The organism is Paracoccus gahaiensis, from assembly GCF_005048225.1.
GTDB classification, from domain to species: Bacteria; Pseudomonadota; Alphaproteobacteria; order Rhodobacterales; family Rhodobacteraceae; genus Paracoccus; species Paracoccus gahaiensis.
Window position 1 is genome coordinate 48,572 of record NZ_SUNI01000001.1, and the last position, 26,894, is coordinate 75,465.

28 protein-coding genes and 1 tRNA gene are annotated in these 26,894 nt (G+C 69.1%); 11 read left to right on the forward strand and 18 right to left on the reverse strand.

Going from position 1 to position 26,894, the window contains the following annotated elements:
• Positions 1-56: 56 nt before the first annotated feature.
• Positions 57-1,175 carry a TRAP transporter substrate-binding protein gene (locus FA743_RS00235; RefSeq protein WP_136884386.1) on the reverse strand — a complete coding sequence of 373 codons (1,119 nt, stop codon included), beginning with the start codon at positions 1,173-1,175 and terminating at the stop codon, positions 57-59.
• Between the two features lie 244 nt (positions 1,176-1,419).
• Between FA743_RS00235 and FA743_RS00240 the strand changes: the two genes are divergently transcribed.
• Complete coding sequence (locus tag FA743_RS00240; RefSeq protein WP_136883887.1) at positions 1,420-2,847, forward strand: aminotransferase-like domain-containing protein; 1,428 nt, start codon at positions 1,420-1,422, stop codon at positions 2,845-2,847.
• A 40-nt stretch (positions 2,848-2,887) separates the two neighbouring features.
• Here the strand turns inward: FA743_RS00240 and eno are convergent, their stop codons facing one another.
• The 3 genes from eno to FA743_RS00255 form a co-directional block, all read right to left on the reverse strand.
• Complete coding sequence (gene eno / locus FA743_RS00245) at positions 2,888-4,162, reverse strand: phosphopyruvate hydratase (RefSeq protein ID WP_136883888.1); 1,275 nt, start codon at positions 4,160-4,162, stop codon at positions 2,888-2,890.
• A gap of 59 nt (positions 4,163-4,221) precedes the next feature.
• Positions 4,222-4,902: an endonuclease/exonuclease/phosphatase family protein gene (locus tag FA743_RS00250; RefSeq protein ID WP_136883889.1), complete on the reverse strand. Its 681-nt coding sequence runs from the start codon at positions 4,900-4,902 to the stop codon at positions 4,222-4,224.
• 79 nt (positions 4,903-4,981) lie between these two features.
• On the reverse strand, positions 4,982-6,370 hold the full coding sequence (locus FA743_RS00255) for a protein adenylyltransferase SelO (RefSeq protein WP_136883890.1): 1,389 nt from the start codon (positions 6,368-6,370) through the stop codon (positions 4,982-4,984).
• Positions 6,371-6,480: 110 nt separating this feature from the next.
• Between FA743_RS00255 and obgE the strand changes: the two genes are divergently transcribed.
• The 4 genes from obgE (at position 6,481) to FA743_RS00275 (ending at position 9,278) form a co-directional block, all read left to right on the forward strand.
• Complete coding sequence (gene obgE / locus FA743_RS00260) at positions 6,481-7,515, forward strand: GTPase ObgE (RefSeq protein ID WP_136883891.1); 1,035 nt, start codon at positions 6,481-6,483, stop codon at positions 7,513-7,515.
• Positions 7,503-8,618: a glutamate 5-kinase gene (gene proB / locus FA743_RS00265; protein WP_425467145.1), complete on the forward strand. Its 1,116-nt coding sequence runs from the start codon at positions 7,503-7,505 to the stop codon at positions 8,616-8,618. The genes obgE and proB overlap by 13 nt, the downstream gene beginning before the upstream one ends.
• Positions 8,619-8,748: 130 nt before the next feature.
• Positions 8,749-9,147 (forward strand): DUF1489 family protein, encoded by a 399-nt coding sequence (locus FA743_RS00270; RefSeq protein WP_136884388.1) that lies wholly within the window; start codon positions 8,749-8,751, stop codon positions 9,145-9,147.
• A 57-nt stretch (positions 9,148-9,204) separates the two neighbouring features.
• Positions 9,205-9,278, forward strand: a tRNA-Gly gene (locus FA743_RS00275).
• 64 nt (positions 9,279-9,342) lie between these two features.
• Here FA743_RS00275 and FA743_RS00280 read toward each other — a convergent pair.
• A complete protein-coding gene (locus FA743_RS00280; protein WP_136883892.1) occupies positions 9,343-9,846 on the reverse strand; it encodes a hypothetical protein in 504 nt (167 codons plus the stop codon).
• Positions 9,847-10,333: 487 nt separating this feature from the next.
• Here FA743_RS00280 and FA743_RS00285 point away from each other — a divergent pair, with 487 nt between their 5' ends.
• Positions 10,334-11,341: a zinc-dependent alcohol dehydrogenase family protein gene (locus FA743_RS00285; protein ID WP_136883893.1), complete on the forward strand. Its 1,008-nt coding sequence runs from the start codon at positions 10,334-10,336 to the stop codon at positions 11,339-11,341.
• Positions 11,342-11,365: 24 nt separating this feature from the next.
• Here FA743_RS00285 and FA743_RS00290 read toward each other — a convergent pair whose 3' ends face one another.
• The 5 genes from FA743_RS00290 to FA743_RS00305 form a co-directional block, all read right to left on the reverse strand.
• Positions 11,366-11,911, reverse strand: coding sequence for a CAP domain-containing protein (locus FA743_RS00290; RefSeq protein WP_136883894.1), 546 nt, complete (start codon positions 11,909-11,911; stop codon positions 11,366-11,368).
• A 116-nt stretch (positions 11,912-12,027) separates the two neighbouring features.
• The gene (locus FA743_RS20185; protein ID WP_169308719.1) at positions 12,028-12,171 is read right to left on the reverse strand and encodes a hypothetical protein; all 144 of its coding nucleotides are present in this window, start codon (positions 12,169-12,171) and stop codon (positions 12,028-12,030) included.
• Positions 12,172-12,368: 197 nt separating this feature from the next.
• On the reverse strand, positions 12,369-12,566 hold the full coding sequence (locus tag FA743_RS00295) for a hypothetical protein (protein WP_136883895.1): 198 nt from the start codon (positions 12,564-12,566) through the stop codon (positions 12,369-12,371).
• A gap of 447 nt (positions 12,567-13,013) precedes the next feature.
• The gene (locus tag FA743_RS00300) at positions 13,014-13,670 is read right to left on the reverse strand and encodes a peptidylprolyl isomerase (RefSeq protein ID WP_136883896.1); all 657 of its coding nucleotides are present in this window, start codon (positions 13,668-13,670) and stop codon (positions 13,014-13,016) included.
• On the reverse strand, positions 13,663-14,169 hold the full coding sequence (locus FA743_RS00305; RefSeq protein WP_136883897.1) for a peptidylprolyl isomerase: 507 nt from the start codon (positions 14,167-14,169) through the stop codon (positions 13,663-13,665). Before FA743_RS00305 ends, FA743_RS00300 begins: the two co-directional genes overlap by 8 nt.
• 201 nt (positions 14,170-14,370) lie before the next feature.
• Between FA743_RS00305 and FA743_RS00310 the strand changes: the two genes are divergently transcribed.
• A complete protein-coding gene (locus FA743_RS00310; protein WP_136883898.1) occupies positions 14,371-15,573 on the forward strand; it encodes a phosphoglycerate kinase in 1,203 nt (400 codons plus the stop codon).
• Positions 15,574-15,725: 152 nt separating this feature from the next.
• Entirely contained in the window at positions 15,726-16,652 is a 927-nt protein-coding gene (locus tag FA743_RS00315) for a class I fructose-bisphosphate aldolase (RefSeq protein ID WP_136883899.1), read from the forward strand.
• Positions 16,653-16,730: 78 nt separating this feature from the next.
• Here FA743_RS00315 and FA743_RS00320 read toward each other — a convergent pair whose 3' ends face one another.
• The 4 genes from FA743_RS00320 to scpA form a co-directional block, all read right to left on the reverse strand.
• On the reverse strand, positions 16,731-18,020 hold the full coding sequence (locus tag FA743_RS00320) for a homoserine dehydrogenase (protein ID WP_136883900.1): 1,290 nt from the start codon (positions 18,018-18,020) through the stop codon (positions 16,731-16,733).
• A gap of 82 nt (positions 18,021-18,102) precedes the next feature.
• Positions 18,103-18,927 carry a glycosyl transferase gene (locus FA743_RS00325; RefSeq protein ID WP_136883901.1) on the reverse strand — a complete coding sequence of 275 codons (825 nt, stop codon included), beginning with the start codon at positions 18,925-18,927 and terminating at the stop codon, positions 18,103-18,105.
• A 66-nt stretch (positions 18,928-18,993) separates the two neighbouring features.
• Positions 18,994-19,923, reverse strand: a complete 930-nt coding sequence (locus tag FA743_RS00330) for a hypothetical protein (RefSeq protein ID WP_136883902.1) — start codon at positions 19,921-19,923, stop codon at positions 18,994-18,996.
• 51 nt (positions 19,924-19,974) lie between these two features.
• Entirely contained in the window at positions 19,975-22,107 is a 2,133-nt protein-coding gene (gene scpA, locus FA743_RS00335) for a methylmalonyl-CoA mutase (protein ID WP_136883903.1), read from the reverse strand.
• A gap of 57 nt (positions 22,108-22,164) precedes the next feature.
• Between scpA and FA743_RS00340 the strand changes: the two genes are divergently transcribed.
• Together FA743_RS00340 and FA743_RS00345 are read left to right on the forward strand one after the other, a co-directional pair.
• Positions 22,165-22,725: a DUF4174 domain-containing protein gene (locus FA743_RS00340; protein ID WP_136883904.1), complete on the forward strand. Its 561-nt coding sequence runs from the start codon at positions 22,165-22,167 to the stop codon at positions 22,723-22,725.
• A 93-nt stretch (positions 22,726-22,818) separates the two neighbouring features.
• The gene (locus FA743_RS00345) at positions 22,819-23,016 is read left to right on the forward strand and encodes a hypothetical protein (RefSeq protein WP_136883905.1); all 198 of its coding nucleotides are present in this window, start codon (positions 22,819-22,821) and stop codon (positions 23,014-23,016) included.
• Here FA743_RS00345 and FA743_RS00350 read toward each other — a convergent pair.
• Positions 22,982-23,659: a hypothetical protein gene (locus FA743_RS00350; protein ID WP_136883906.1), complete on the reverse strand. Its 678-nt coding sequence runs from the start codon at positions 23,657-23,659 to the stop codon at positions 22,982-22,984. The two genes, FA743_RS00345 and FA743_RS00350, sit on opposite strands and share 35 nt — an antisense overlap.
• Before the next feature lie 53 nt (positions 23,660-23,712).
• Here FA743_RS00350 and FA743_RS00355 point away from each other — a divergent pair, with 53 nt between their 5' ends.
• Positions 23,713-24,108, forward strand: coding sequence for a DUF4174 domain-containing protein (locus tag FA743_RS00355; RefSeq protein WP_136883907.1), 396 nt, complete (start codon positions 23,713-23,715; stop codon positions 24,106-24,108).
• On the opposite strand, the gene FA743_RS00360 is transcribed toward FA743_RS00355, so the two are convergent.
• The 3 genes from FA743_RS00360 to FA743_RS00370 all read right to left on the reverse strand — a co-directional run bounded on the left by FA743_RS00360 (position 24,109) and on the right by FA743_RS00370 (position 26,837).
• Complete coding sequence (locus tag FA743_RS00360) at positions 24,109-24,483, reverse strand: hypothetical protein (protein WP_136883908.1); 375 nt, start codon at positions 24,481-24,483, stop codon at positions 24,109-24,111.
• On the reverse strand, positions 24,480-26,525 hold the full coding sequence (locus tag FA743_RS00365) for an acetyl-CoA carboxylase biotin carboxylase subunit (RefSeq protein WP_136883909.1): 2,046 nt from the start codon (positions 26,523-26,525) through the stop codon (positions 24,480-24,482). The genes FA743_RS00360 and FA743_RS00365 overlap by 4 nt, the downstream gene beginning before the upstream one ends.
• Positions 26,526-26,624: 99 nt before the next feature.
• Positions 26,625-26,837: a hypothetical protein gene (locus FA743_RS00370; protein ID WP_169308720.1), complete on the reverse strand. Its 213-nt coding sequence runs from the start codon at positions 26,835-26,837 to the stop codon at positions 26,625-26,627.
• Between the last annotated feature and the right edge of the window lie 57 nt (positions 26,838-26,894).

Consider the following 26,894-nt stretch of genomic DNA (forward strand, 5'->3'; position numbering starts at 1 on the left):
TGAAAAAGCCGCCGCGCAGGTCCTGCGCGGCGGCTTTCGTCATCGTTAGGGCAGGGTCAGCCGCCCTGGACCAGCCCGCCATTGCGCTGCTGGATCATCATGAACGTGTCGAAGGTGTATTCCGCCGTCTGCTGGTACAGATACCAGTCGTCGCGGAACTGCAGCATCGCCTCGTACTGGGTCTTGAAGGACTCGTTCTCGGCGGACACCTCGGCATAGACCTCGTTGGCCGCGGCATAGGCGGCCACCAGGATCTCTTCGCTGAACGACCGCAGCTGCGCGCCGCTGCCGACCAGCTCCTTGAGCGCGGTCGGGTTCAGATAGTCGTATTTCGCCAGCATGTTCTGGTCCGTCGCCTGCGCGGCGGTGCGGAACAGCGACTTGTAGGTCTCCGGAAGGCTGTCCCACTGGCCCTTGTTCACGAAGAAGCTGACCGTGGGGCCGCCTTCCCAGAAACCGGGATAGTAGTAATAGGGCGCGACCTTCTGGAAGCCCAGCTTGCTATCGTCATAGGGGCCGACCCATTCGGCCGCATCGATCGTGCCGCGTTCCAGCGAGGGATAGATGTCGCCGCCCGCGATCTGCTGGGGCACCACGCCCATCTTCTCGACCACCCGGCCCGCCAGTCCCGAGATCCGCATCTTCAGGCCCTGCAGGTCGGTCAGGCTGTTGATCTCCTTGCGGTACCAGCCGCCCATCTGGGTGCCGGTGTTGCCGCCGGGATAGCTGACCAGATTGTACTGTTCCAGGAAGGTGTTGTAATTCTCGATCCCGCCGCCGTGATAGTTGAAGGCGGCCTTGGAGCGGGCCGAGAAGGTGAAGGGCAGATCGGCGCCGCAGGCGAAGGCCGGGTCCTTGCCCCAGTTGTAATAGCCCACCGAATGCGCGCATTCGACCGTGCCGTCGGTCGCGGCATTGATCGCGTCCAGCCCCGGGACGATCTCGCCCGCCGAGAAGACCTGGATCTGGAAGCGGCCATCGGTCGCCTCGGACAGGCGCTGCGCCAGCTCCTCGCCACCGCCATAGATCGTGTCCAGCGACTTGGGGAAGGACGAGGCCAGCCGCCAGTTGATCTGCGGCGCCTCCTGCGCCAGGGCCGGAGCGGCCAGCACGCCGCCCGCCGCCGCCGCAGCCCCGCCGATCGAGGCGCGGGTCAGGAAGGACCTGCGGCCCAGGGTTTTGGAATCTTTCATTCTCTCTCCTCCGTTTCGGGTGGGGGGGCCCCCTCGGCCCCAGTCGTCCCACCCGGATGGCCTGCAGTCTAGCCCGGCTTTTGCGCCTGTCGAGGGTCGGCGTCCCCCGGGGGGCGGTTATTTTCCGCGATGGCCGCGAAGGTTGGCCCCGGACCTGCCTCCGGGCAATTGTGCGCGGCAAATCGGCGCATTAACAGGGAGGCGCGCCAGCCGGAAAGGACATCTCATGCGGATCGAGGAATGGCAGCCCGACCTGTCCGGCCAACCCGGCCCCAAGTTCCGCGCGCTGGCCAATGCGCTGCGCGAGGCGGCGCGGTCCGGCGTGCTGGCGCCGGGCACGCGGCTGCCGCCGATGCGCGATCTGGCCTGGCGGCTGAAGGTCACCCCCGGGACCGTGGCGCGGGCCTATCAGGCCGCCGCCGCCGAGGGCGTCGTCGAAAGCCATGTCGGGCGTGGCAGCTTCATCGCCGCGCCGCGCCCGCGCCCGCCGGTGCCGCAGCCGCTGCTGTATGAAAGCCTGGACCATCCCGCAGAGGCGCAGGGGCCCGCCGACCTGCGCATCCCGCAGCTGCCCGATTGCGGGCAGGCGCGGATCATCGGCGACCATCTGGGCGCGCTGGCCGGGGGGCTGGATGCGGACCTTCTGGACTACATGCCGCTCAGCCGCGATCAGGACTGCCGCGCGGCGGCGCTGGACTGGATGTCGGACCGCGCGCTCGGGCCGGTGACGGTGGCCGACATGGTGCTGACCAATGGCGGCCAGCATGCGATCACGCTGGTCATGGCGCTGTGCCTGGCCGACCGGGCGCCCCTGGTCATGGTCGAGGCGCTGACCTATCCCGGCATCACCCATGCCGCGCGGCTGATGCGGGCGCGGACCCTGCCCGTCGCGCTGGACGATCAGGGGATGATCCCCGACGATCTGGACCGGGTGGCGCGGGCCTCGGGGGCGCGGCTGGTCTGCCTGACGCCCTCGGCCCAGAACCCGACGATGGCCGGGATGAGCCCGGCCCGCCGCGCCGCCATCGTCGAGGTCGCGCGCCGCCACGACCTGCAGGTGATCGAGGACGAGTGCTATGCCCCCAGCCCCCGGCCCGATGCGCCGCCCGGCCTGCGGGCGCTGGCGCCCGAGCGGGTCTGGCATGTGTCCAGCCTGTCCAAGATCATCGCGGCAGGGCTGCGCTTCGGCATCCTGATCTGTCCCGAGGGGATGGGGCAGGCGGGCCGCGTCGCCGCCCAGCACAGCCATATGGGCCTGTCGCTGCCGATCACCGGGCTGGTCACGCGGCTGATGCGCTCGGGCGATGCGGCGCGGATCGCGGGGCGGGTGCAGGATCAGGTGGCCGACCGGCTGGCCTTGGCGCAAGAGGCCTTCGCGGGCCTGGGGGCGGTGACGCAGCCGGGCGTGCCGATGGTCTGGCTGCCGCTGGCGCCGCCTTGGACGGCGGCCGATTTCGTGGCCCGCGCGGCGGCGGCGGGCGTCATCACCCGCCCGACCTCGGATTTTCGGGCGGCGGGGCAGGAGGCAGGTGCCGGGTCGGATGAAGGCGTGCGGATCGGGCTGAACTGCCGGATGCCGCGCGACCGGCTGGCCGTCGCGCTGGACGCGCTTGGCCAGATGGCGCGCTCGGGCCCGCTGGAGGGGCCGAACTGAGAGGTCGCGCGACCGGAGGGTGCCGGTCGCGCGAGGGGCATCAGCGCAGGATGCTGCGCCCGGCGAATTCCGCCGTGGCGCCCAGCATCTCCTCGATCCGGATCAGCTGGTTGTATTTCGCCAGCCGGTCCGAGCGCGACAGCGAGCCGGTCTTGATCTGACCGCAATTCGTGGCGACGGCCAGGTCGGCGATGGTCGCGTCCTCGGTCTCGCCCGAGCGGTGCGACATCACCGATGTGAAGCCCGCACGGTCGGCCATGCGCACCGCGTCCAGCGTCTCGGACAGGGTGCCGATCTGGTTGACCTTGACCAGCAGGCTGTTGCCGCAGCCCTCCTCGATGCCGCGCGACAGGCGCAGGGGGTTGGTAACGAACAGATCGTCGCCGACCAGCTGGATGCGGTCGCCCAAGCGGTCGGTCAGCAGCTTCCAGCCCTCCCAGTCATCCTCGGAACAGCCATCCTCGATCGACAGGATCGGATAGGCGTCGCAGAGCGCTGCCAGATAGTCCACGTTCTCGGCGGCCGACAGCGACTTGCCCTCGCCCTTCATCTCGTACTTGCCGTCCCGGTAATATTCGGTGGCGGCGCAGTCCAGCGCCAGCATGATGTCCTCGCCGGGGCGATAGCCCGCCTTCTCGACGGCCTTCAGGATCACATCCAGCGCGTCGCGGGTCGAGGACAGGTTCGGCGCAAAGCCGCCCTCGTCACCGATGCTGGTCGACAGGCCCGCCGACGACAGTTCCTTCTTCAGGGTGTGGAAGATCTCGGACCCCATGCGCACCGCCTCGCGGATGTTTTCCGCGCTGACCGGCATGATCATGAATTCCTGGATGTCGATCGGGTTGTCGGCATGCTCGCCGCCATTGATGATGTTCATCATCGGCACCGGCAGGATGCGCGCCGCCGTGCCGCCGACATAGCGGTAGAGCGGCTGGCCCGTCGCCTCGGCCGCGGCCTTGGCCACCGCCATGGACACGCCCAGGATCGCGTTGGCGCCGAGGCGGCCCTTGTTGGGGGTGCCGTCCAGATCGCACATCATCGCGTCGATGGCGCGCTGCTCGGTCGCGTCCTCGCCCACCAGGTTTTCCGAGATCTCGCCATTGACGGCGGCCACGGCCTCCAGCACGCCCTTGCCCATGTAGCGCGACATGTCGCCGTCGCGCTTCTCGACCGCCTCATGCGCGCCCGTCGAGGCGCCCGAGGGGACCGCCGCGCGGCCCAGGGTGCCGTCCTCCAGCGTCACGTCGACCTCGACGGTCGGATTGCCGCGGCTGTCCAGGATTTCACGGGCGAAAATGTCGATGATGGCAGTCATGAAGACCCTCCGTTGATGCTTGGCGCCTTCTTAGCGCCCGCGACCCGAAGTCGCAATCTTCACGGCAGGTTGATGCGCGCCCAGATCGGCAGGTGGTCCGAGGCGTCGCGCGCGCCGGCTTCGGTGAAGACGCCGGTCTCCAGCACCTCCAGCCCGCTGGACAGCGCCATGCGGTCCAGCCGCAGCCGGGGCAGGGGCGCGGGCCAGGAGGGGCCGGGCGCGATCACCTTGAACCCGGCCAGCGATTCCAGCCCCCGGTCGTCGCGCCATTCGTTGAAATCGCCCATCAGCGCGATGTGGTCGCCGCCGATCCGCCCGGCCCGCGCGGTGATCCGGGCCAGCTGCGCGCGCCGCGAGGACCGCGCCAGCCCCAGATGCGCGCCGATCACCGTCAGTCCCGGCAGGCGCAGGGCCACGGCGCCGCGCGGTTCCAGCCCCGGCAGGGGCAGGCGGCGCAGCACGGCCTGTTCGGCCAGATGCGGGCGCATCAGGATGGTCTGGCCGTGCCAGCCCAGGCTGCTGTCGGTGGTGCCGGTGATGTCGGCGGGGACCAGCCCCGTCTCGGCCTGGATCAGCTTGCGCGGCAGCGCCTCGGGGCGGGCGCCATAGCGGAAGTCGACCTCCTGCAGGGCGATGATGTCGGGATCCAGCGCCCGGATCACCGCAAGGTTGCGCAGGGGCGCGTGCGGGCCGGTCAGTCCCCGGCACTTGTGCAGGTTGTAGCTGGCGATCTTCAGCATCCGTCCGTCCGGGTGGGGGCATGGCGCAGATCATGGCCGGGAACGCGGCGCCCGCAAGAGGGGCGCGCGCACAAGCCCGTCACGTTCCGCAAAAGGTCTGCAGGACCGCCTGCCCGGTGGTCGGGGCATGGGCCAGGTCTGCCCAATCCTCGTGCAGATCGCGCGGATGGGTGACTGCCGCGAACAACCGCTCGAAAGGCGCCATGTCGCCCGCCACGGCGGCCACGATGGCCTCTTCGACGCGGTGGTTGCGGGGGATGCGGCGGGGATTGGCTTGGGCCATCACCGCGCGGTCGGGCGACAGCGCCTGCCAGTCGCGCGCCCAGGCATCGAAGGCGTCGCGCTCGATGAACTCGTCGCGCGCGGTGCCGTCCGACAGGCCCGCGAAGACCCGGGTGAAATCCGCCCGCTGCGTGGCCATCAGGCTGAGCAGCCGCTCGATCAGCGCCTGGTTCGGGGCGCCCTCGATCCCCAGCTTGGCGCCGAAGCGGCGCAGCCAGGCCGCTTGATAGAGCGGCGCGAAGCGGTGGACAGCGTGCGTCGCAGCCTCGACCGCCGCCTCCTCCTCGCCCATCAGCGGGATCAGGCACGTGGCGAACTGTGCCAGGTTCCAGACGGCGATGTTGGGCTGGTTGGCCCAGGCATAGCGCCCCTGCCGGTCGATCGAGGAGAACACCGTGTCGGGATGATAGACATCCATGAAGGCGCAGGGGCCATAGTCGATCGTCTCGCCCGAGATCGCCATGTTGTCGGTGTTCATCACCCCATGGATGAAGCCCAGGGCCATCCATTGCGCGATGGTCTCGGCCTGGGCCGCGACCACCTGATCCAGCAGCGCCAGCGGGCCGTCGGCCTGCGGGTAATGGCGGGCAATCACATGGTCGGTCAGCGCCGCAAGATCGCCCTTGCGGTCGCGTACGGCGAAGAACTGGAAGGTGCCGACGCGGATATGGCTGGCGGCCACCCGGGTCAGCACCGCGCCGGGCAGGCCGCCCTGTTCGCGCCAGACCTCGTCGCCGGTGGCGACGGCGGCCAGCGCGCGGGTGGTGGGCACATCCATCGCGGCCATGAATTCGGACACCAGATATTCGCGCAGCACCGGGCCCATCCAGGCCCGCCCGTCGCCGCGCCGCGAGAAGGGCGTGGGCCCCGAGCCCTTCAACTGGATGTCGAAGCGCGCCCCGTCCGGCGCCGTGACCTCGCCCAGCAGCACCGCGCGGCCGTCGCCCAGCTGCGGGACGAAGCCGCCGAACTGATGGCCCGCATAGGCCTGCGCCAGGGGGGCGGCGCCTTCCGGCACAGAATTGCCCGACAGCATGCCCACCGTCAGCGCGTCGCGGTCCAGTCCCAGCCTGTCGGCCAGCGGGCCGTTTAGCGCCAGCAGGCGCGGCGCGGTCACGGGGGTGGGGTCCACGCGGGCGAAGAAGCCCTCGGGCATCCGGGCATAGCTGTTGTCGAAACGGATCATCGCGGTCTCCTTTGCCCTTTACATAGGTGCGGGGCGCGGCTTTGCCAGCCCGCCGCCCTTGCGCGACGGGCCGCAAGGGCGTATCGCCGGGCGGCAAAAGGAGCCTGTCCATGAAATTTCTCGACCTCGCCAAAGTCTATATCCGCTCGGGCGGCGGCGGCGCGGGCTGCGTGTCCTTCCGGCGCGAGAAGTTCATCGAATATGGCGGCCCCGATGGCGGCGACGGCGGGCGCGGCGGCGATGTCTGGGCCGAGGCGGTCGAGGGGCTGAACACCCTGATCGATTTCCGCTATCAGCAGCATTTCTTCGCGAAATCCGGCCAGCACGGCATGGGCAGCCAGATGACCGGCAAGTCCGCCGATGATGTCGTGCTGCGCATTCCCGTGGGCACCGAGATCCTGGAGGAGGACGAGGAAACCGTCATCGCCGACCTGACCGAGGTCGGCCAGCGCGTGCTGCTGGCCAAGGGCGGCAATGGCGGCTGGGGCAACCTGCATTTCAAATCCTCGACCAACCGCAGCCCCCGCACCGCCAATCCGGGGCTGGAGGGGGTCGAGCGCACCATCTGGCTGCGCCTGAAGCTGATCGCGGATGCCGGTCTGGTGGGCCTGCCCAATGCCGGCAAGTCGACCTTCCTGGCCGCCGTGTCGAACGCGCGCCCCAAGATCGCCGACTATCCCTTCACCACGCTGCATCCCAATCTGGGCGTCGTGGGCGTGGACGGGCGCGAATTCGTCATGGCCGACATTCCGGGCCTGATTGAGGGCGCCTCCGAGGGCCGGGGTCTGGGCGATCAGTTCCTGGGCCATGTCGAGCGCAGCAATGTGCTGCTGCATCTGGTCGACGGCACCTCCGAGACGCTGGCCGAGGATGCGCGCACCATCCTGACCGAACTGGCGGCCTATTCCCCCGTCCTGATGGAGAAACCCCGCGTCACCGCGCTGAACAAGATCGACGCGCTGGATGACGAGGTCCTGGCCGAGCGCCGCGCCGCGCTGGAGGCCGAGCTGGGCCATCCCGTGCTGCTGATGTCGGGCGTGGCCCGGACCGGCGTGACCGAGTTGCTGCGCGCGCTGTGGACGCAGATCGAGCCGTCCCGCACCCCCGCCCCCAACCCGTCGGACGAGGGGTCGTGGCAGCCGTGACGGCGCCTGCGCTGGCCTCCGCGCGCCGGCTGGTCGTCAAGATCGGCTCGGCGCTGCTGGTCGGCCCCGAGGGGCTGCGCGGCGACTGGCTGCAGGGATTGTGCGACGACGTGGCCGCCTGGCGGGCGCGGGGCTGCGACGTGGTGCTGGTCAGTTCCGGGTCCATCGCGCTCGGGCGCCGGGTGCTGGGCCTGCCGGGCGGTGCGCTGCCGCTGGAGCAGGCGCAGGCCGCCGCCGCCGTAGGCCAGATCCGCCTGGCCCGCGCCTATGAGGAGGCCCTGGCCCCGCATGGCGTCATCACCGCGCAGGTGCTGCTGACGCTGGAGGACAGCGCCGACCGCCGCCGCTATCTGAACAGCCGCGCCACGATGCAGACGCTGCTGTCCCTGGGCGTCGTGCCCATCGTGAACGAGAACGACACGGTCGCCACCGACGAGATCCGCTTCGGCGACAACGACCGTCTGGCCGCCCAGATCGCGGTGACCTGCGGCGCCGACCAGCTGCTGCTGCTGTCCGATGTGGACGGGCTCTATACCGCCAATCCCAAGACCGACCCGACCGCCCGCCACCTGCCTTTGATCGCGGCGATCACGCCCGAGATCGAGGCGATGGGCGGCGATCCGGTCTCGGGGCTGTCCAAGGGCGGGATGAAGACAAAGCTGATGGCCGCGCGCACCGCCGTGGCGGGCGGTTGCGCGATGGCCATTGCCGAGGGCTCGGTCCTGCGCCCGCTGACGGCGGTGGCCGAGGGCGCGCGGACCAGCTGGTTCCTGCCCGAGGCCGATCCGCAGCTGGCCCGCAAGCGCTGGATCGCGGCGATGAAGCCCAAGGGCGTGATCGGCATCGATGCCGGGGCCGTCGAGGCGCTCGGGCGCGGCAAGTCGTTGCTGCCGGCGGGGGTGACCGGGGTCGAGGGGGTCTTCGGGCGCGGCGATCCCGTCGCCATCGCCGGGCCGGACGGCGTGCGGATGGGGGTCGGGCTGATCCGCTATACCGCCGACGAGGCGCGGCTGATCGCGGGCCAGCACTCGGCGCGGATCGAGGCGATCCTGGGCTATGCGGGCCGCGCCGCGCTGGTCCATCGCGACGACATGGTGCTGTGATCCCGAAGGTCGGTACTGCGGTCGGGTCGGATGCCTCCGGCGGGGATATTTTCGGACCCAAGCAATCCATGTGCCGGGTTGCGGCGTTGAGGCTTGGGGCAAGGGCGAAAGGGCCGCGGTGCTGAACCTGATGAAGCTGTGCGTGGGCGCCGAGGGGCCCGAGGATCTGGTCGTCTGGCAGCGCCGCTTCGGCGACGGCCCCGCGATGCATGTCACCCGCATGTGGCCCAAGCGCGAGGCCGAGCTGCTGGAGGGCGGCTCGATCTTCTGGGTGTTCAAGGGGGTGATGCTGGCCCGCCAGCGGCTGCTGGCGCTGGACCGGGTCGAGGGCGCCGACGGCATCCTGCGCTGCGGGCTGGTGCTGGACCGCGATCTGGTCCGGGTGGCAGCGGTGCCGCGCCGGCCCTTCCAGGGCTGGCGCTATCTGGCCGCCGCCGATGCCCCGCCCGACCTGCCCGAGGGCCGCGCCAGCGAGGAGCCCCTGCCGCCCGCCATCGCCGCCGCCCTGGCCGAGATGGGGCTTCGCTGAGATAGACCTGGGCTGAGGCTTGACCTGTCCCGCGCCCTGGGGTAGGCGACAGGCAAGGCGGGTGTAGCTCAATGGTAGAGCAGAAGCTTCCCAAGCTTACGACGAGGGTTCGATTCCCTTCACCCGCTCCAATTCCTCGATTTATGTCTCTCCGGCTCCTGCGCAGCAGGGCCGAATCGCGGGCAGGCGGATGCGTCAGGCCGCGTTCGGGCCGCTGCGCGCCCAATGGATCAGCGCATGCGTCATCTTGCGCCGCAGGTCGGGAAGGCGGGCGCCGCGCCGAAGGGAGACGGCCAGCAGCATCTCGCCCAAGTGGAAATGCAGCGCCGGCCGGTCGGCCGCCGGAAGTGGCGGCTGGCTGGCGCAGAGCGTGTCGAAGGCCAGCCGGCTGATCCCGCTTTCCCGGCCCGGCTGGGGCAGGGTGATGCCTTCCGGCCAGACCAGCATCCGCGCCAGATCCTCGACCCGCGGCATCGGCTCGGCGATCTCCATGTCGATTTCCGTCATCGTCAGCCGCGCGCCCTGTTCGGCGATGAACAGGTTCTCGGGATGGACGTCGCTGCGGGAGAGCCCATGCGCACCCATCTGGCCATGCATGCGCCGGGTCAGCCGCTCCATCAGGTCCATGTGGGAACCCACAAGCGGCTGGTCGACGGTCTCGTCCACCGGAAAGGTCCGGACATCGTCCGCAACCCGCATATGGGACGTCCAGGCGAGGAAGGGCTGCAGCTAGCGACCGCTGATCAGGATCGTTGCCTGATGCCGATGTGCCGCAGAGGGCCCCGGATAGCATTTGAGAAAGGCCTCGCGGTCGTCATGACGTATCCTTATCACCTTCTGGCGCGTCCCGTTGCGGATCAGATCCGTCACGTTCACGCCACGCAGGGCGGGATGCTGGCGCAATCGGTCGGGAATTCCGGCAGGGAGGGGCGTGAGGCATCCTGACGGAGATCGACTTGTCACAAAGCTATCACGTTCGGTCTGTGCATCTGCAAGCGGATTAAGCTGGGATGTCCTGTCGGATCGTCCTGGGTGCAACTCAGAAAAGAACACGGACATGTGCGCTCCGGCCACGGCGGATCCGGGCGCGGATCCACGGGTAGGGGCGGGCCGCAGCCCATCGAACCCGCCGGACTTTGATGCTAGACATCCCGCAACGCCCCTGTCGGGCAGGAAAGGATCGCTCATGAAAGCCGTCAAGATCGCACGCCCCGGCGGGCTGAACCACTTGCAGATTGTCGAGATCGCCGATCCGGGCCAGCCGGGCGCAGGAGAGATCCGGGTGCGCCTGCAGGCCTCGTCGCTGAATTTTCACGATTACGGGGTCGTCTCGGGCCGCATGCCGACCGAGGATGGGCGCATTCCCATGTCGGACGGGGCAGGCGTGGTCGAGGCCGTGGGCGAGGGTGTCGAGGAGTTCCGGGTGGGCGATCAGGTCGTCTCGTGCTTCTTTCCGCAATGGGCGGACGGCCCGGCCCCGGTCGCGGATTTCTCGGGCACGCCCGGCGACGGCACCGACGGCTATGCCTGCGAGGTGGCGGTGCGGCCGGTGTCCTGGTTCACCAAGGCGCCCCAGGGCTATAGCGCTGCCGAGGCGGCGACGCTGACCACCGCCGGGTTGACCGCCTGGAGGGCGCTGGTCGTCGATGGCGGGCTGAAGGCCGGGGATACGGTCCTGACCCTGGGCACGGGCGGCGTGTCGATCTTTGCCGTGCAGCTGGCGATCGCGATGGGCGCGCGGGTCATCGCGACCTCGTCCTCGGACGAGAAGCTGTCGCGCCTGCGCGAGATGGGCGTGACCCACACGATCAACTATCGGACCGAGCCGGATTGGGGCGCCCGTGTGCAGGCGCTGACCGATGGCCGGGGCGTCGATCACGTGGTCGAGGTCGGGGGCCCGGGCACCCTGCCACAATCGATCACCGCCTGCCGGGTCGGCGGGCATATCTCGCTGATCGGGGTGCTGACGGGCGCCTCGGGCGAGGTGCCGACGGCGGCGCTGATGGCCCGGCAGCAGCGCCTGCAGGGCCTGATCGTCGGCAGCCGCGCCATGCAGATGGATTTCGTGCGCGCTCTGGAGGTGACGGGCATCCGCCCGCTGATCGACCGCAGCTTCGCGCTGGACCAGATCGCGGACGCCTTTCGCCACGAGGAGTCCGGCGCGCATTTCGGCAAGATCGTGCTGGAGATCTAGTCCCGCCCTGACCGCCGCGCCCGGCTAGCGCCCCGTGGGCGCGGCATAGACGGCGGCCCAATAGCGGGTCCGGCCGTCCGAGCCGACCGCATGGCCGATGCCGAATTCGCTCAGCTGCGGGATCAGCATGTTGGCCGTATGGCTGGGCGAGGCGTTCCAGGCCGTCAGCACATTGTCCAGATCGAAGGGGCCCGCGGCGATGTTTTCGGCAGTGACCTGCGGGCGATAGCCGAGCGCCTTGACCCTTTGCGCGGGGCCTCCGCTTTGCGATCCGGCATGGGTCATGCGCCCGCGCTCGGCCATGTCGCAGGCATGGCGGGCGGCGGCTTGGGACAGGATCGGGCTGGGCGCGACCGAGGGCAGGCCGGACCCTGCGCGCACGGCATTCGTCGCCTGCGCGCCCGATTGCTGCTCGGACGGGGTCGTAGGCCGGCAGCGGGCCAGTCCGGGGGGCGAGGCGGCGATATCGATGGCGCCGAGCGCAGTCGGTGCCGCGGCGGGGGCGCAGGCGGCCAAGGCGATAAGCAACGGACAGGCGGCCAGCGGGCCGGGCAGGCGGATCTGCAGCATGAGTAAAGTGTACCGTTCAGGTTGCAATTGATGCAATCTAACACCGGGAACGTGCAGGAAGTCACGCGGAAACCGCATCCCGTGCCGACATGGATGCAGGGGTCAGCGCTGTCGTCTCACGGCTGCGGCAAAGGGGCATGGCCCGGTTCGTATTCGACCAGGCTGCTCATGCAGAGCGCCGCACAGGGCTCGGACGGCTCCGAGCGCGCGCAGGCGGCAAGGGCGAGCGACAGAAACGACAGGCACAGAAGCTTGATCATGACATCCTTCCGGGGGACGACCCGACAGGGTCGCAAGGGCAGTCAACGCAGGCCGCGGGGCAAAAGTCTCGGCCCGCGTCCGGGACTGCCCGAAAGGACAGGGCAGGACGGGCCGGCGCCCCGGCCCTGCGCGCAGGCGGATCCGGGGCGCGGCCCTGCGAGGTCCCCCGGGTGGGGCCTTGGGCGCCTGTCCGGCCCTAGCGGGCCTTGATCTTGGCTGTCGGCTGTCCCGCCGGCGTCCAGGGGGCCGATCGGGTCATCTGCTGGTCAAGCCGCTGGACCAGATCGCGATACTCGGCATTGTGGGTATAGGCGCCAAGCGCGGTCGAGATCATCGCCCAATCCGTGGGCGACAGGTTCGGGCAGAAGGCGGTCTGACGGGTTTGCACAAACATAACGATAAACTCCATACATAAGCGGAAGCTCATCTAACGCGATATTTGCGCATTTGGTATGCCTATCTTCGCACATGCGTTGTGCGGCAAACTGTAACGGTAGGCTTAGAATTTTCGTTTGGATGCAGGGGGTTGTACGGGGCGGTTGAGAAAGTCGGTCCTGCACGGCGGGATGCCGGCCTTGGTGTCAAGATCGCGCCTTCGTCGTCCGAATCCGAAACCATGCCGAAGGCGCCGCAATCTGGGGTTGTGAGGTGGCCTGGCCGGATCGTCGGGTCCAAGGCAGTCGTCGCGTGGGGCAACGGATAGGGTCGGGTGACCGAGGGCGCGTCCTGTCACCCGCTTGAACCCCGATGTCCTCGGACCGCACACCGGGGCGCCCCGGCCATCCCCCATGGAAAAGGGGCCCCGAGGGGCCCCTTTCCGCAATATTCGGGTCGAGAGGCATCAGCCTTCGTCGGCATCCGGGTCGGTTTCAGCCTCGGGCGTGGCGGACTCTTCGTCGCCGGTCGCGATGGTCACGGTCTGCATGATGTCGGGATCGGTGACCGCGCCGTTGGTGGCGGCGTCGCCCTTCTTGATGCTGTCCAGCACCTCCCAGCCCTCGATCAACTGGCCCACGACGGTGTATTCGCCGTCCAGGAACTGCGCCGGGGCCAGGTCGATGAAGAACTGGCTGTTGGCGCTGTTGGGGTCCATCGCGCGGGCCATGCCCACGGTGCCACGGTCGAAGCTGGCATCGCTGAACTCGGCTTCCAGATCCGGCAGGTCGGACCCGCCCATGCCGGCCATCGCGGTGTCGCCATCCTGGCGGCCATGCTCCACGTCGCCGGTCTGGGCCATGAAGCCGTCGATCACGCGGTGGAAGACCACCCCGTCATAGGCGCCGGATTCGGTCAGCTCGGCCAGCCGGGCGACATGGTTGGGGGCCAGGTCCTCGCGCAGGTCCAGCACGATCGTGCCCTTGGACGTGCCTTCGGCATCGGCGACCTCGATGACCATGTTCGGGCCGTCGGTGTCCTCGACCTGGGGGTTGGCGCCCTGCGCGACGGCCGCGCCGGTGCTCAGCATCAGGAACGCGGGGATGAGGGCCAGATTACGCATCGGCGGCCACCTTGACGCTGATCATGCGGTCGGGATTCACCGGCGGCTCGCCGCGGGCGATCTTGTCCACATGCTCCATGCCCTCGATCACGCGGCCATAGACCGTGTACTGGCCGTTCAGGAAATGGTTGTCGCCGAAGTTGATGAAGAACTGGCTGTTGGCGCTGTTGGGGTTCTGCGAGCGCGCGGCGCCGATCGTGCCGCGATCATGCGGCAGCTTGGAGAACTCGGCCGGCAGGTCCGGCTTGTCCGATCCGCCCGTGCCGGCGCGGCCGGGGTTGTAGTCCTTTTCCATGTTGGCATGGGCCACGTCGCCGGTCTGGGCCATGAAGCCCTCGATCACGCGGTGGAAGGCCACGTTGTCATAGGCACCGGCCCGGGCCAGTTCCTTCATGCGCGTGGCATGCTGCGGCGCGACATCGGTCAGCAGCTCGATGACGACGGGGCCGTCCTTCAGCGTGATGACGATGGTGTTTTCCGGGTCCTTGATCTCGGCCATCTGGCCCTCCTGTGGCTTGTTCGACCCCTGATCTAGGGGCTCGGGCGCCCAAGGGCAACGTGCGAAACCGGGGCACGGGCTTCACAAGGCCGTCGCGGGGCAGGCGCGGGCGGGGGCCGGCAAGGCTCCGCCCATCGGTGCGGTTGACGCCGCGCCTGCCATGCGGGAGAAGTTTGCCAACCCCAAGCGGAAGGATGCGACATGGCCAGGTTCCACACCATCGATGACATGGATCTTGACGGAAAGGTGGTGCTGACCCGCGTGGACGTGAACGTGCCGGTCGAGAACGGACAGGTCACCGACACGACCCGGATCGACAAGATCGTGCCGACCATCAAGGACATCCAGGCCAAAGGCGGCATCCCCGTCCTTCTGGCCCATTTCGACCGCCCCAAGGGCCAGCGCGTGGACAGCATGAGCCTGCGCCAGATCCTGCCCGCGCTGGAGGCCGCCCTGGGCCAGCCGGTGGTCTTTTCCGACGATTGCATCGGAGGCCCGGCCAAGCGCGTCGTGGCGGCGCTGCAGCCCGGTCAGGTCGCGCTGATGGAGAACACCCGCTTCCATGCGGGCGAGGAAAGCAATGACGCGACCTTCACCGCCTCGCTGGCGGCGCTTGGCGGGGCCTATGTGAACGACGCGTTCTCGGCGGCGCACCGGGCCCATGCCTCGACCGAGGGGCTGGCGCGGCTTCTGAACGCGGGCGCGGGGCGTCTGATGGAGGCCGAGCTGAAGGCGCTGGACGCGGCGCTTGGCGATCCGCAGCGCCCGGTGATGGCCGTGGTGGGCGGCGCCAAGGTGTCCAGCAAGCTGGACCTGCTGATGAACCTGATCGAGAAGGTCGATCACCTGGTGATCGGCGGCGGCATGGCCAACACCTTCCTGGTGGCCCAGGGGATCGAGGTCGGCAAGTCGCTGGCCGAGCGCGACATGGCCGACACGGCCCGCGCGATCATGGAGAAGGCGCAGGCGACCGGCTGCAAGATCCACCTGCCGGTGGACATCGTCGTGGCGCGCGAGTTCAAGGCGGGCGCCGCCTCCGAGACGCTGCCGGTGGGCGAGTGCCCGGCGGATGCGATGATCCTGGATGCCGGTCCCGAGACGGTCGAGGCGCTGCGCCAAGCGATGACCGCCTGCAAGACGCTGATCTGGAACGGCCCGCTCGGCGCCTTCGAGATCGAGCCCTTCGACGCCGCCACCAATGCCGCAGCGCGCGCCGCAGCCGAGCTGACGGCCTCGGGCGCGCTGGTCTCGGTCGCGGGCGGGGGCGACACGGTCTCGGCGCTGAACAAGGCGGGCGCGGCCGAGGGGTTCACCTTCATCTCGACCGCGGGCGGTGCGTTTCTGGAATGGATGGAGGGCAAGACCCTGCCCGGCGTCGCCGCGCTGGAAGCTGCCAAGCGCTGAGCGGTCCCCGGCGCGCGCGGCCTGAAGGGCGGCGCGCGCCGGGACGGGTTGGGACATCGGTCCTGACCTTCTTCTGGTTTTCGTTAGCGTAATCAGAATTGTGACCTTGGGCGGGCGTGCTATGCACGCGCGAACCCCAAGGAGAAGACCCCATGCAGATGACCGACACGGTGCGCCGCATCCTGGCCAATTACGAGGGCGAAACGCCCGGCGTGAAGGCGCAGCTGGCGCGGATGCTGATGACCGGCAAACTGGCCGGCACCGGCAAGATGATCATCCTGCCCGTCGATCAGGGCTTCGAGCACGGCCCGGCCCGCACCTTTGCCGCGAACCCGGCGGGCTATGACCCGCATTACCATTACCAGCTGGCCATCGATGCCGGGCTGAACGCCTATGCCGCCCCCCTGGGCATGATCGAGGCCGGCGCGGATACCTTCGCGGGCCAGATCCCGACGATCCTCAAGGTGAACAGCGCCAACAGCTTGATGTCGGACACGGCGGGCAAGAATCAGGCGATCACGGCCTCGGTCGACGACGCGCTGCGGTTGGGCTGCGCGGCGGTGGGCTTCACCATCTATCCGGGCAGCGACATGGCCTTGGACATGTACGAAGAGATCGTCGAGATGCGCAAGGAAGCGGCTGCCAAGGGCGTGGCGACCGTCATCTGGTCCTATCCGCGCGGCGAGGCGATCACCAAGGACGGCGAGACGGCAATCGACGTGGCCGCCTATGCCGCCCAGATCGCGGCGCTGATCGGCGCGCATATCATCAAGATCAAGCTGTCCACCGACCACCTGATGCTGCCCGAGGCCAAGAAGGTCTATGAGGAGAAGGGCATCGACATCTCGACCCAGGCCAAGCGCGTGGCGCATTGCATGCAGGCCAGCTTCGGCGGGCGCCGGATCGTGGTCTTCTCGGGTGGGGCGTCCAAGGGCGCGGATGCTGTTTATGACGATGCCCGCGCGATCCGCGACGGCGGCGGCAACGGCTCGATCATCGGGCGGAACAGCTTCCAGCGCTCGCGCGAGGATGCGCTGGAGATGCTGGGCAAGCTGGTCGAGATCTACAAGCCTGCCTGAGGCTGCACACGGCTGCGCCCCCGAAAGCCGGGGGCGTGACGCCTGACGGCACAGGATCGGGGGCCGTGCGGCCCCCGATCACACCTCTTCGATGCGCAGCTCGACCGGGTCGCTGACCAGGACGCCGGTGCGGGGCAGGGCCTCGATCGCATAGTCGATGGCCTCGGGCATGGTCTTGTGGGTGACGACCAGCACCGGCACGCTGGCCGGGCTGTGCTGCCCGTATTGGCGCATCCGGTCGATCGAGATGCCGGCATCGCCCAGGACCGTGGCGACCTTGGCCAGCGCGCCCGGCTTGTCCTGCAGTTCCAGCCGCATGTAGTAGGCGGCGGGCACCGCCGTCCGGGCGGGCTGGGCCGCGACCAGACCGGCCGCGGGCTGTCCGAAGACCGGCAGGCGGACGCCGCGGGCGATCTCGACGATGTCGGACATGACCGCGCTGGCGGTCGGGCCCTCGCCGGCGCCGGCGCCGCGCAGGACGATCTGGCCGACGCTGTCACCCTCGATCACCACCATGTTGGTGCCGCCGACCAGCTGGCCCAGAGGGCTGTCGGCGGGCACGAGGCAGGGCGCCATGCGCTGTTCCAGCCCGCGCGGGGTCATCTGCGCCACCCCCAGCAGCTTGATGCGATAGCCCATGTCGCGGGCGCGGTGGATGTCGTCGATGCTGACGCGCTCGATACCCTCGATCTCGACCGCGTCGAAGCTGACCTGCGTGCCGAAGGCGATCGAGGACAGGATCGCCAGCTTGTGGCCCGCATCGATCCCGCCCACGTCCAGCGTCGGATCGGCCTCCAGGTATCCCAGCTGGCGCGCCTCCTCGAAGACGGCCTCGTAGGGCAGGCCCGCGCTTTCCATGCGCGTCAGGATGTAGTTGCAGGTGCCGTTCATCACGCCCATGACGCGGGTGATGCGGTTGCCCGCCAGTGATTCCGTCATCGACTTGATGACCGGGATGCCGCCCGCCACCGCCGCCTCGAAGCGGATCACCCGGCCCAGGCTTTCGGCCAGTTCCGCCAGCGGCTGCCCGTGCAGCGCCAGCAGCGCCTTGTTGGCGGTCACCACGTCCTTGCCGGCGCGCAGCGCGGTCTCGATGCTGTCGCGCGCGATGCCGGCATCGCCGCCGATCAGTTCGACGAAGACATCCACGTCAGGGGCGGTGGCGACGGCCATCGGGTCGTCCTCCCACCGATAAGCGGAGAGGTCCGCGTCGCGGTTCTTCATCCGGTCGCGGGCGCTGACGGCGGTGATCGTCACCGGGCGGCCCGAGCGCAGGGCCAGAAGGTCGGCATGGCGCTGAAGGATCTTGACGACACCGATCCCGACGGTGCCAAGCCCGGCAATGCCGAGGCGGAGGGGGGACGACATGACAGCCTCTCATCCTTGATTTTGCGGGTGTTAGCCTGCCCGCGCGGCTGTTGCAACGCGCGATGCGCGCAGGGCCACGGCCCTAGTCGCGCCAGAGCCGCGCCACCCACGAGGTCGGGCGCACGTAATGCCGCAGGTGCTTCAGCGGTGCCTCGCGCCGGTCGCCGGTGAAGAGCGCGCGCAGATGCGCCAGGGGCGGGCGGACCGGGTCGGCCTCGTCCCATCGGCCCGCGATGGCGTCGGGCGGGTTCAGGCTGCCCGGGAACATGACGATGCGGGTGCCGCGCGGGATGCGGGGCTCCATCAGATAATTCAGCGGAAAGACCGGCACGCAATGGAACCGGAAATGCGCCAGCCAGCCGCGCGGCCAGAATTTCACCCCGCCCGGTGCGTTGCGCGTCACGAAGCGCTGCTCGTAGCGGTACTGGTCGGCCACGCCCTGCGGATCGGCGGCGAAGATCTGCTGCAGCGGCGCCAGCTTGCCCACCCGCATCCGATAGACCGAGGTCTGGCCCATCTTCTCCAAGGGCGTGTTGGGATTGCGGCCCAGCACCGTGTCGTCGGGATCGCCGAAGGTGAAGAACGGGTCCAGATCGCCGGTGACGATCACGTCCAGATCCAGGAACAGCACCACCCCGGTCACATCGCCCAGATCCCCCCACAGCCGCGACTTGGGCCATTTGCCCCGCGTGTTGACCGGCGCTTCATAGGCAAAATCGGGCAGGGGCCGCACCGCCACGTCGGGATGCAGGCCGGTCCCGTCATCGGTGAAGCAGAACAGCCGGAAGGGCGGGGTGATGTTGCGCGCGATCATCGCATGCAGCCGGTTGACGTAGTCGGGCCCGAACTTCGTGCCCCATTTGATGCAGATGATCTGCTTGAGTTCGCCGTTGCGTCCGTCGCTCATGGCCGTCCTGCCTTGCCTGCTGTTGCCCCGGTTGTCCCATTCCGGGCGGTGCGGGGCAATGCGCGATCACCCGGCGTCATAGATGTCGCGAAACGCCGCCACCGCCTGCGCCCCGGGGGCGCCGCCCGCCTCGGGGTCGCGTGGGTCAAAGAGCTGCGCGCGATCGGGAAACCAGCGCGCCCGCAGCCGCGCGTTCGAGGCGGCATGGCGGTCCAGGATCGCCTGACGCTCGGCCGGGCTGAACAGATCGCCCCGTCCGGCAAAGCGGTCCGCATGGCCCGCCATCAGCCGGCGATTGGCCTGTCGCACCCGCAGGGGATCGTCCAGCGTCCGGTACAGCTGCAGCAGCGCGGCCTGGGGCGAGACATTGGCGCGATGGGCCTGCGAATCGGGCGGGATCAGGCGGTCCCGGCCCATCGCCCGCAGCAGCGCCGCGATGCTGTCGGGCGGCGGCTGGCCCGGCAGCTGTTCGGCATAGATCTGCGGCAGGATCGTGGCGCGGGGAAAGGCCGCGGCCCAGGCCTCCAGCATCCGGTCATAGTCCAGAAGCGGCGCGATGACCCGCTGCATCATCGAGCTTGGGTCCCGCGCCTGGTTGCCGTTCCACTTGATCCATTGCTTGGTCAGCGCCTCGGCAAACAGGTCCTGACGGCGCAGCCAGACCAGAATGCAGATCCGGCGCCCCTCGAAGGCGTCCAGCAGCGGCGCCGCGATCTGCGGCGGGCTGACCGAGAAATCTTCGGACGAGACCAGGATGTCGGTCAGCGCGGGGCCCGCCTTTTGCACGCTCTGCATCAGTTCGGCGATCAGCCGTGCCGCTTCGGGCGGATCGCGGTTCAGGGTCGCGGCCAGCGCGCCGCTGGCCGGCAGGCCCTTCCGGGGGCGGACATAAAGCAGCCCCTCGTCCAGCAGCCGGGCCTCGTTCTTCGCCATCCAGGTCTGCGCGGCCGAGGTGCCGGTCTTCTGCATGCCGATATGAAGCCACAGGGTCTGCATCCGTCCCTCCATGTTGACCGGACCGAGAGGCTGGGGGCCCCCCGGAAGGGCTCAGCCCCGCGTCTCGCGGATCAGCGCCAGGATGTCGGCGGCGGCGGTGGGGATGTTGGTGCCCGGGCCGAAGATCGCCTTGACGCCCGCGCGGCGCAGGAAGTCGTAATCCTGCTGCGGGATCACGCCGCCGCAGATGACCAGGATCTCGCCCGCCCCCGCCGCCTGCAGCGCCGCGATCAGCTTGGGCGCCAGTGTCTTGTGCCCCGCCGCCTGAGAGCTGATGCCCACCACATGCACGTCATTGTCGATGGCGTCCTGCGCGGCCTCCTCGGGGGTCTGGAACAGCGGCCCCACATCCACGTCGAAGCCGATATCGGCGAAGGCGGTGGCGATCACCTTGGCGCCCCGGTCATGCCCGTCCTGGCCCATCTTGACGACCAGCATGCGGGGGCGGCGGCCCTCCTCCTCGGCGAAGGCCTCGACGTCGCGCTGGATCTGGGCAAAGCCCTCGTCGCCCTCGTAGGCGGCGCCGTAGACGCCGGCCAGCGTGCGGACCTCGGCGCGGTGGCGGCCGAAGACCTCCTCCATCGCCATGCTGATCTCGCCGACCGAAGCGCGGGCGCGGGCGGCCTCGACGGCGGCCTCCAGCAGGTTGCCGCCCTCGCGGGCGCGCCGCGTGATCTCGGCCAGCGTGGCGGTGACGGCGGCCTCGTCGCGGGTGCTGCGGATGCGGGCCAGGCGTTCGATCTGGCTGTCGCGGACGGCGACGTTGTCGATGTCGAGGATGTCGATCGGGTCCTCGGTCTCCTTGCGGTACTTGTTCACGCCGACGATCACGTCCTGGCCCCGGTCGATGAGCGCCTGCCGCCGCGCCGCCGTCTCCTCGATGCGCAGCTTGGGCATGCCGCTGGCCACGGCCTTGGTCATGCCGCCCATCTCCTCGACCTCGGAAATCAGCTCCCAGGCCTTCTCGGCCAGCTCGGCGGTCAGGCTCTCGATGTAATAGCTGCCCGCCAGCGGATCGACGACATTGGTGATGCCGGTCTCCTCCTGCAGGATCAGCTGGGTGTTGCGCGCGATGCGCGAGCTGAATTCGGTCGGCAGCGCGATCGCCTCGTCCAGCGCGTTGGTGTGCAGCGACTGCGTGCCGCCAAGCGCCGCCGACATCGCCTCATAGGCGGTGCGGATGACGTTGTTATAGGGATCCTGTTCCTGCAAGCTGACGCCCGAGGTCTGGCAATGCGTCCGCAGCATCAGGCTGCCCTGCTTCTTCGGCTCGAACTCGGACATGATGCGGTGCCACAGCAGGCGGGCGGCGCGCAGCTTGGCGATCTCCATGAAGAAGTTCATGCCGATGGCGAAGAAGAAGGACAGCCGCCCCGCGAAGGCATCCACATCCATGCCCGCCGCGATGGCCGCGCGCACGTATTCGCGCCCGTCGGCCAGGGTATAGGCCAGTTCCTGGACCAGGTTCGCCCCGGCCTCCTGCATGTGATAGCCCGAGATCGAGATCGAGTTGAACCTGGGCATCTCGTCGGAGGTGTACTGGATGATGTCCGCGATGATCCGCATCGAGGGCTCGGGCGGGTAGATATAGGTGTTGCGGACCATGAACTCCTTGAGGATGTCGTTCTGGATGGTCCCCGACAGCACGGCGCGGGAATGGCCCTGCTCCTCTCCGGTGACGATGAAATTCGCCAGGATCGGGATGACCGCGCCGTTCATCGTCATCGACACGCTGACCTTGTCCAACGGGATGCCGTCGAACAGGATCTTCATGTCCTCGACCGAATCGATGGCGACGCCCGCCTTGCCCACATCGCCCTCGACCCGCGGATGGTCGCTGTCATAGCCGCGATGCGTGGCCAGATCGAAGGCCACCGACACGCCCTGCTGGCCCGCCGCCAAGGCGCGGCGATAGAAGGCGTTCGACGCCTCGGCGGTCGAAAACCCCGCATATTGCCGGATCGTCCAGGGACGGCCCGCATACATCGTGGCGCGCGGCCCGCGCGTGAAGGGGGCGATGCCCGGCAGCCCGTCCAGATGGTCCAGCCCTTCGGTATCTGCCGAGGTATAGAGCGGCTTGACCGCGATCCCCTCCAGCGTGTTCCAGGTCAGGCTGTCGGGATCGCGGCCCTTCAACTCGCTCCGCGCCAGTTTGTCCCAGTCCTGCATCGTGGCTTTTGTCATGATCCGTCCTTTCGCGCGGCCCGTCCTGCCCTATATTCAAAGCATGACGAGGTGCCGATGAAATTGAAATTCCTGATTTTCGTGATGGCTCTGGCCGCAATGGGCCCCGCCCGCGACGGGCCCGTGCCCGACCCGGAGGCGGATCCCGACATCGCCAGCGCCCGTGAGCCGCAGCGCAATCCGGCCCGTCTGCCGCCCGTGTCCCGGCAGCCCGACCCACCGGTGCCGGTGGTGTCGCCCCTGGCCGAGGGAAGCCCCGTGCTTCTGGACGCGGCCGAGGTCACGCCGCAGCAGTTCCTGTGGAACGCCCGGCCGGTGGTGGTCTTTGCCGACACGCCCGACGATCCGGCCTTCCTGCAGCAGGTGGCGGCGCTGGAACGCGACAGCCGCGCCTTGGCGGCGCGCGACGTGGTGGTGGTGGTCGACAGCGATCCGGCGGCCAACAGCCTCTGGCGCCAGCAGTTGCGGCCGCGCGGCTTCTCGCTGGTGGTGATCGACAAGGACGGGCAGGTGAAGATCCGCCGCCCCAGCTTGTGGGATGCGCGCGAGATCGGCCGCGCCATCGACCGGCTGCCGCTGCGCCGACAGGAGATCGGGCGGGGCAACGTGCTGCGCTGAACGGGGCCCGCGCGAAACTTGTGGATTTGCGGCGCGTTCCCTATATCATGAGGGCAATCCGGCATGGGGCCGGACCCAGCAAGGGGATCGATCATGGCCAATTCGCGTCCCGACCGCAGCGCCGCGCCCGTGGTGCCTGTCCGACCGACCAAGACCCCCGCGCGCCGCAGCGACACCCCCGCCCCGCGCGCCGAGGGAAAGCCCACCGCCATCAGCCGTGCCAACGAGATCGTGCGGGCCATCGGGCTGCGTCCCATCACCGGCCTCTCGGGTCCGAAGATCGGCTACTGACCTCGCGCGCGGCCAGACGGTCGCGCATCCGGGCCAGCTCCTCGGGCAGCTGCCGCGCGAGCTGCGCGATCGCCTGCGCTTCATCCTCGTCCAGCATCTGGTCCACGGCCTCGGCGCCGCCGCGCAGACATTCGGTCAGCACGCGGATCGCTTGGATGCCGTAGTCGCGCGTCTCGTCCATCAGCGACAGGTAATCCGCCATCATCTGCGCCGCCCGTTCGCCATCATGGCGTGCGATGCGCCGCAGGTCGGTGGCCAATGCCCCCATGATCGACAGCAGCCGGTAATACAGTACGATCGGGTCGATCACCGGTGCGGGCAGGATGTGGATGTCGGCGATCACCGCGCCGAAGATCCGGTCATTGGCCTGCTGGGGCAGGGTGGGCACGAAATCGCCCGAGCGGATGCGCGCGATCAAGGCCTCGGCATCCTCGGGCGAGGGGGTCTGCTGTTCCAGCGCGAAGACATGGGCGCGGATCTCGGCCAAGAGGGCGCGCTGCAGGTCGGTCTCGCGTGCGCGGCGCAGGGCCGCGTCGCGGCGGCGGGTCTGCGCGGCGACCACGATCCAGCCGATGGCCACGAACAGGCCGGTGACCACGGCCTGCTGCAGCTGCGGGCTGAGAAGCGCGTCAAGCGGCGGCATGGGAACCTGCCGCCGCCCGCAGGCGTCCTGTCCGGACAGTGGGGAGAGATGCGATGCGATTCTGTCTGACCGCCGCGATGGCCTTCTGGCCGGTGATGGCGCCCGCCGATACAGGCCGGGGCGCGGGCCTGCCCGTGGCCGCCCTGCAGACCGACACCCTAGCGCAGCTGCGTTGGCAGGCCCGCCCGGTCGTCGTGCTGGGCGAGGAGGGGCCGGTCGCGGACCAGATCGCCCGGATGCGTGCCGCCTCCGGCGCGCTGGCCGAGCGCGAGGTGACGCTGCTGACCGACGGGCCGGGCGCCGAAGACCTGCGCCCCGCGGCGGGCCTGCGGGTTCTGCTGATCGGCAAGGATGGCGGCATCAAGCTGGACCGCGACGGCCCGGTGACCCCGGACGAGATCATCGCCCTGATCGACAGCATGCCGATGCGCCGCCGGGAGGCCGACTGATCACCGCCCATCCCGGCGCCCCCGAATCCCGGCCAAAGCTGCCAGCAACGCCGCCAGATGGCCGATCGCCGTACCCGCAAGCGCCTGCGGAATGGTGATCCGCGCGTCCAGCAGCAGCCACAGCCCGGCCCCCCAGATCAGTGCCGAGACTGGCAGCGCCACAAGCCAGAACCCGAGGCCCCGCCAGCGCCGCGCCAAGGCCCCGAAGACCAGCTGGAACAGCGCCAGCGCGACCAGCGGCGGAAGGATGTAGGCCAAGGGCAGGTCGATGCTGCCCAGGGGAAGGACCGCGCCGCCCGCGACCACTAAGACGCCCGCCGCCCCGCCAAGGGCGAGCAGGGCGGCCAGCAGGGCCGGGGGCAGCAGGGCGATCATTCGAATTCCATGATGATCTCGTCGACCTTCAGGCTTTCGCCGGGGGCGGCGGTCACGGATTTGACCACGCCTTTGCGCTCGGCGCGCAGGATGTTCTCCATCTTCATCGCCTCGACCGTGGCCAGCGCCTGGCCTTCCTGCACCTCGTCGCCCGTGGCCACGTTGATCTTTACGATCAGCCCGGGCATCGGGCAGAGCAGGAACTTCGACGTGTCGGGGGGCAGCTTCTCGGGCATCAGCCGGGCCAGTTCGGCGGCGCGGGGCCTGCGGACATGGACGCGCAGATCGGCGCCCCGGCTGCGCAGGCGCAGGCCGGCGGCGATCTTGTCGACCTTGAGGACCAGCGGGCGGCCATCGACCTCCAGCCGGGCCAGGGTCTGGCCGGGGCGCCAGTCGCTTTCGACGCGCAGGGCCTTGCCGTCGACCTGCACCTCGGCCCCCTCGCGGTCGGGCACCACGCGACAGGCGAACTCATGCCCGCCCGCGAAGACCACCCAGTTCTCGCCCACATGGCGTTCGTGATTGCTCAGCCGGCCGCTGATGCGGGCGCGGCGGATCTCGGCCACGCGGTGCATGGCGGCGGCGGCGGCGGCCAGGCGGCGCAGCTCGTCCTCGGGCAGGGTCGCGCCCTGGAAGCCGTCGGGATATTCCTCGGCGATGAAGGCCGTGGTGATGTCGCCCGACACGAATTTCGGATGATCCATGACCGCCGACAGGAAGGGCAGGTTGTGGCCAATCCCCTCGACCTCGAACGTGTCCAGCGCCACGCGCATCGCCTCGATCGCCGCGCCGCGCGTCGGCGCCCAGGTGCACAGCTTCGCGATCATCGGGTCATAGAACATGCTGATCTCGCCGCCCTCGAAGACGCCGGTGTCGTTCCTGACCGCCGCCTCGCCCGAGGGCGTGCCCTGCGCCAGCCACTTGTTCTGCGCGCGCATCGGCCCGGCCGAGACCTCGGCGGGCGGACGATAGCGGGTCAGGCGCCCGATCGAGGGCAGGAAGCCGCGATAGGGATCCTCGGCGTAAAGACGGCTTTCCATCGCCCATCCGGTGATCTTCAGGTCCGACTGCGCGAAGGGCAGGGTCTCGCCCGCCGCGACCCGGATCATCTGTTCGACCAGATCGACGCCGGTGATCAGTTCCGTCACCGGATGTTCGACCTGCAGCCGGGTGTTCATCTCGAGGAAATAGAAGTTGCGGTCGCCGTCAACGATGAACTCGACCGTGCCCGCGCTGGTATAGCCCACGGCCTTGGCCAGCGCGACGGCCTGCGTGCCCATCGCGGCCCGCGTCGCCTCGTCGAGGAAGGGCGACGGCGCCTCTTCGACGACCTTCTGGTTGCGGCGCTGGATCGAACATTCGCGCTCGTGCAGATAGACCGCGTTGCCGTGCTGGTCAGCCAGCACCTGGATCTCGATATGGCGCGGTTGGGTGACGAATTTCTCGATGAAGATCCGGTCGTCACCGAAGCTGCTGGCGGCCTCGGATTTCGACGATTCGAAACCCTCGCGCGCCTCGTCGTCATTCCACGCGATCCGCATGCCCTTGCCGCCGCCGCCGGCGCTGGCCTTGATCATCACCGGATAGCCGATGCCCGCGCTGATCGCCGCCGCCTCGTCGGCATCCGCGATCAGGCCCATATGGCCCGGCACGGTGCTGACGCCGGCTGCCTGCGCCAGCTTCTTCGAGGTGATCTTGTCGCCCATCTGCTCGATCGCGCCCGAGGGGGGGCCGATGAAGACGACGCCCTCGGCCTCCAGCGCCTCGGCGAACTTGCGGTTCTCGGACAAAAAGCCGTAGCCCGGATGCACCGCCTCGGCGCCGGTCTGGCGGATCGCCTCCATGATCCTGTCGATCACGATATAGGACTGGCTGGCGGGCGAGGGGCCGATATGGACGGCCTCGTCGGCCATCTTCACATGCAGCGCATTGCGGTCGGCGTCGGAATAGACGGCGACGGTGGCGATGCCCATCTTGCGCGCGGTCTTGATGACGCGGCAGGCGATCTCGCCCCGGTTGGCGATCAGGATCTTCTTGAACATGGGCTCCCCCCCAGGACGGAACATGAAAAAACCGTCCGAAGCACGGGGCTTCGGACGGTCTGGCAGGCCGAAGGCGCGCAGGACGCGCCGGTCAGGTCGTCACTGGCACAGACGGAAGTCGTTGCACAGCGCACCCGCCGCGCCGCCGATGGCCGCGCCCTGGATGGCGTTTTCACCGCTGACGCTGGCGATGGTTGCACCGACACCGGCGCCGATGAGCGCGCGATCCGTGTCGGTCGGGTTGATGCCCTGCGTGCAGCCCGCAATGGCGGTCGTGCCGACCAGAGCGGCGATGGCGAAATACTTGGACATGATGTGAATCCCGTGGGTTGGCGGGCAGCCGCGCGATCTGCGGGCTGCCCCGGTCTT

Bases quoted from the DNA above. Each gene is read 5' to 3' on its own strand.
- FA743_RS20185 (WP_169308719.1), bottom strand. From the start codon at position 12,171: ATGATCAAGCTTCTGTGCCTGTCGTTTCTGTCGCTCGCCCTTGCCGCC.
- FA743_RS00345 (WP_136883905.1), top strand. From the start codon at position 22,819: ATGGCCAATTCGCGTCCCGACCGCAGCGCCGCGCCCGTGGTGCCTGTC.
- FA743_RS00285 (WP_136883893.1), top strand. From the start codon at position 10,334: ATGAAAGCCGTCAAGATCGCACGCCCCGGCGGGCTGAACCACTTGCAG.
- FA743_RS00360 (WP_136883908.1), bottom strand. From the start codon at position 24,483: ATGATCGCCCTGCTGCCCCCGGCCCTGCTGGCCGCCCTGCTCGCCCTT.
- FA743_RS00310 (WP_136883898.1), top strand. From the start codon at position 14,371: ATGGCCAGGTTCCACACCATCGATGACATGGATCTTGACGGAAAGGTG.
- eno (WP_136883888.1), bottom strand. From the start codon at position 4,162: ATGACTGCCATCATCGACATTTTCGCCCGTGAAATCCTGGACAGCCGC.
- FA743_RS00330 (WP_136883902.1), bottom strand. From the start codon at position 19,923: ATGCAGACCCTGTGGCTTCATATCGGCATGCAGAAGACCGGCACCTCG.
- FA743_RS00295 (WP_136883895.1), bottom strand. From the start codon at position 12,566: ATGTTTGTGCAAACCCGTCAGACCGCCTTCTGCCCGAACCTGTCGCCC.
- FA743_RS00365 (WP_136883909.1), bottom strand. From the start codon at position 26,525: ATGTTCAAGAAGATCCTGATCGCCAACCGGGGCGAGATCGCCTGCCGC.
- FA743_RS00355 (WP_136883907.1), top strand. From the start codon at position 23,713: ATGCGATTCTGTCTGACCGCCGCGATGGCCTTCTGGCCGGTGATGGCG.
- FA743_RS00305 (WP_136883897.1), bottom strand. From the start codon at position 14,169: ATGGCCGAGATCAAGGACCCGGAAAACACCATCGTCATCACGCTGAAG.
- FA743_RS00315 (WP_136883899.1), top strand. From the start codon at position 15,726: ATGCAGATGACCGACACGGTGCGCCGCATCCTGGCCAATTACGAGGGC.
- scpA (WP_136883903.1), bottom strand. From the start codon at position 22,107: ATGACAAAAGCCACGATGCAGGACTGGGACAAACTGGCGCGGAGCGAG.
- FA743_RS00290 (WP_136883894.1), bottom strand. From the start codon at position 11,911: ATGCTGCAGATCCGCCTGCCCGGCCCGCTGGCCGCCTGTCCGTTGCTT.
- FA743_RS00255 (WP_136883890.1), bottom strand. From the start codon at position 6,370: ATGATCCGTTTCGACAACAGCTATGCCCGGATGCCCGAGGGCTTCTTC.
- FA743_RS00350 (WP_136883906.1), bottom strand. From the start codon at position 23,659: ATGCCGCCGCTTGACGCGCTTCTCAGCCCGCAGCTGCAGCAGGCCGTG.
- FA743_RS00300 (WP_136883896.1), bottom strand. From the start codon at position 13,670: ATGCGTAATCTGGCCCTCATCCCCGCGTTCCTGATGCTGAGCACCGGC.
- FA743_RS00325 (WP_136883901.1), bottom strand. From the start codon at position 18,927: ATGAGCGACGGACGCAACGGCGAACTCAAGCAGATCATCTGCATCAAA.
- obgE (WP_136883891.1), top strand. From the start codon at position 6,481: ATGAAATTTCTCGACCTCGCCAAAGTCTATATCCGCTCGGGCGGCGGC.
- FA743_RS00240 (WP_136883887.1), top strand. From the start codon at position 1,420: ATGCGGATCGAGGAATGGCAGCCCGACCTGTCCGGCCAACCCGGCCCC.
- FA743_RS00250 (WP_136883889.1), bottom strand. From the start codon at position 4,902: ATGCTGAAGATCGCCAGCTACAACCTGCACAAGTGCCGGGGACTGACC.
- FA743_RS00320 (WP_136883900.1), bottom strand. From the start codon at position 18,020: ATGTCGTCCCCCCTCCGCCTCGGCATTGCCGGGCTTGGCACCGTCGGG.
- FA743_RS00280 (WP_136883892.1), bottom strand. From the start codon at position 9,846: ATGCGGGTTGCGGACGATGTCCGGACCTTTCCGGTGGACGAGACCGTC.
- FA743_RS00270 (WP_136884388.1), top strand. From the start codon at position 8,749: ATGAAGCTGTGCGTGGGCGCCGAGGGGCCCGAGGATCTGGTCGTCTGG.
- FA743_RS00370 (WP_169308720.1), bottom strand. From the start codon at position 26,837: ATGTCCAAGTATTTCGCCATCGCCGCTCTGGTCGGCACGACCGCCATT.
- FA743_RS00340 (WP_136883904.1), top strand. From the start codon at position 22,165: ATGAAATTGAAATTCCTGATTTTCGTGATGGCTCTGGCCGCAATGGGC.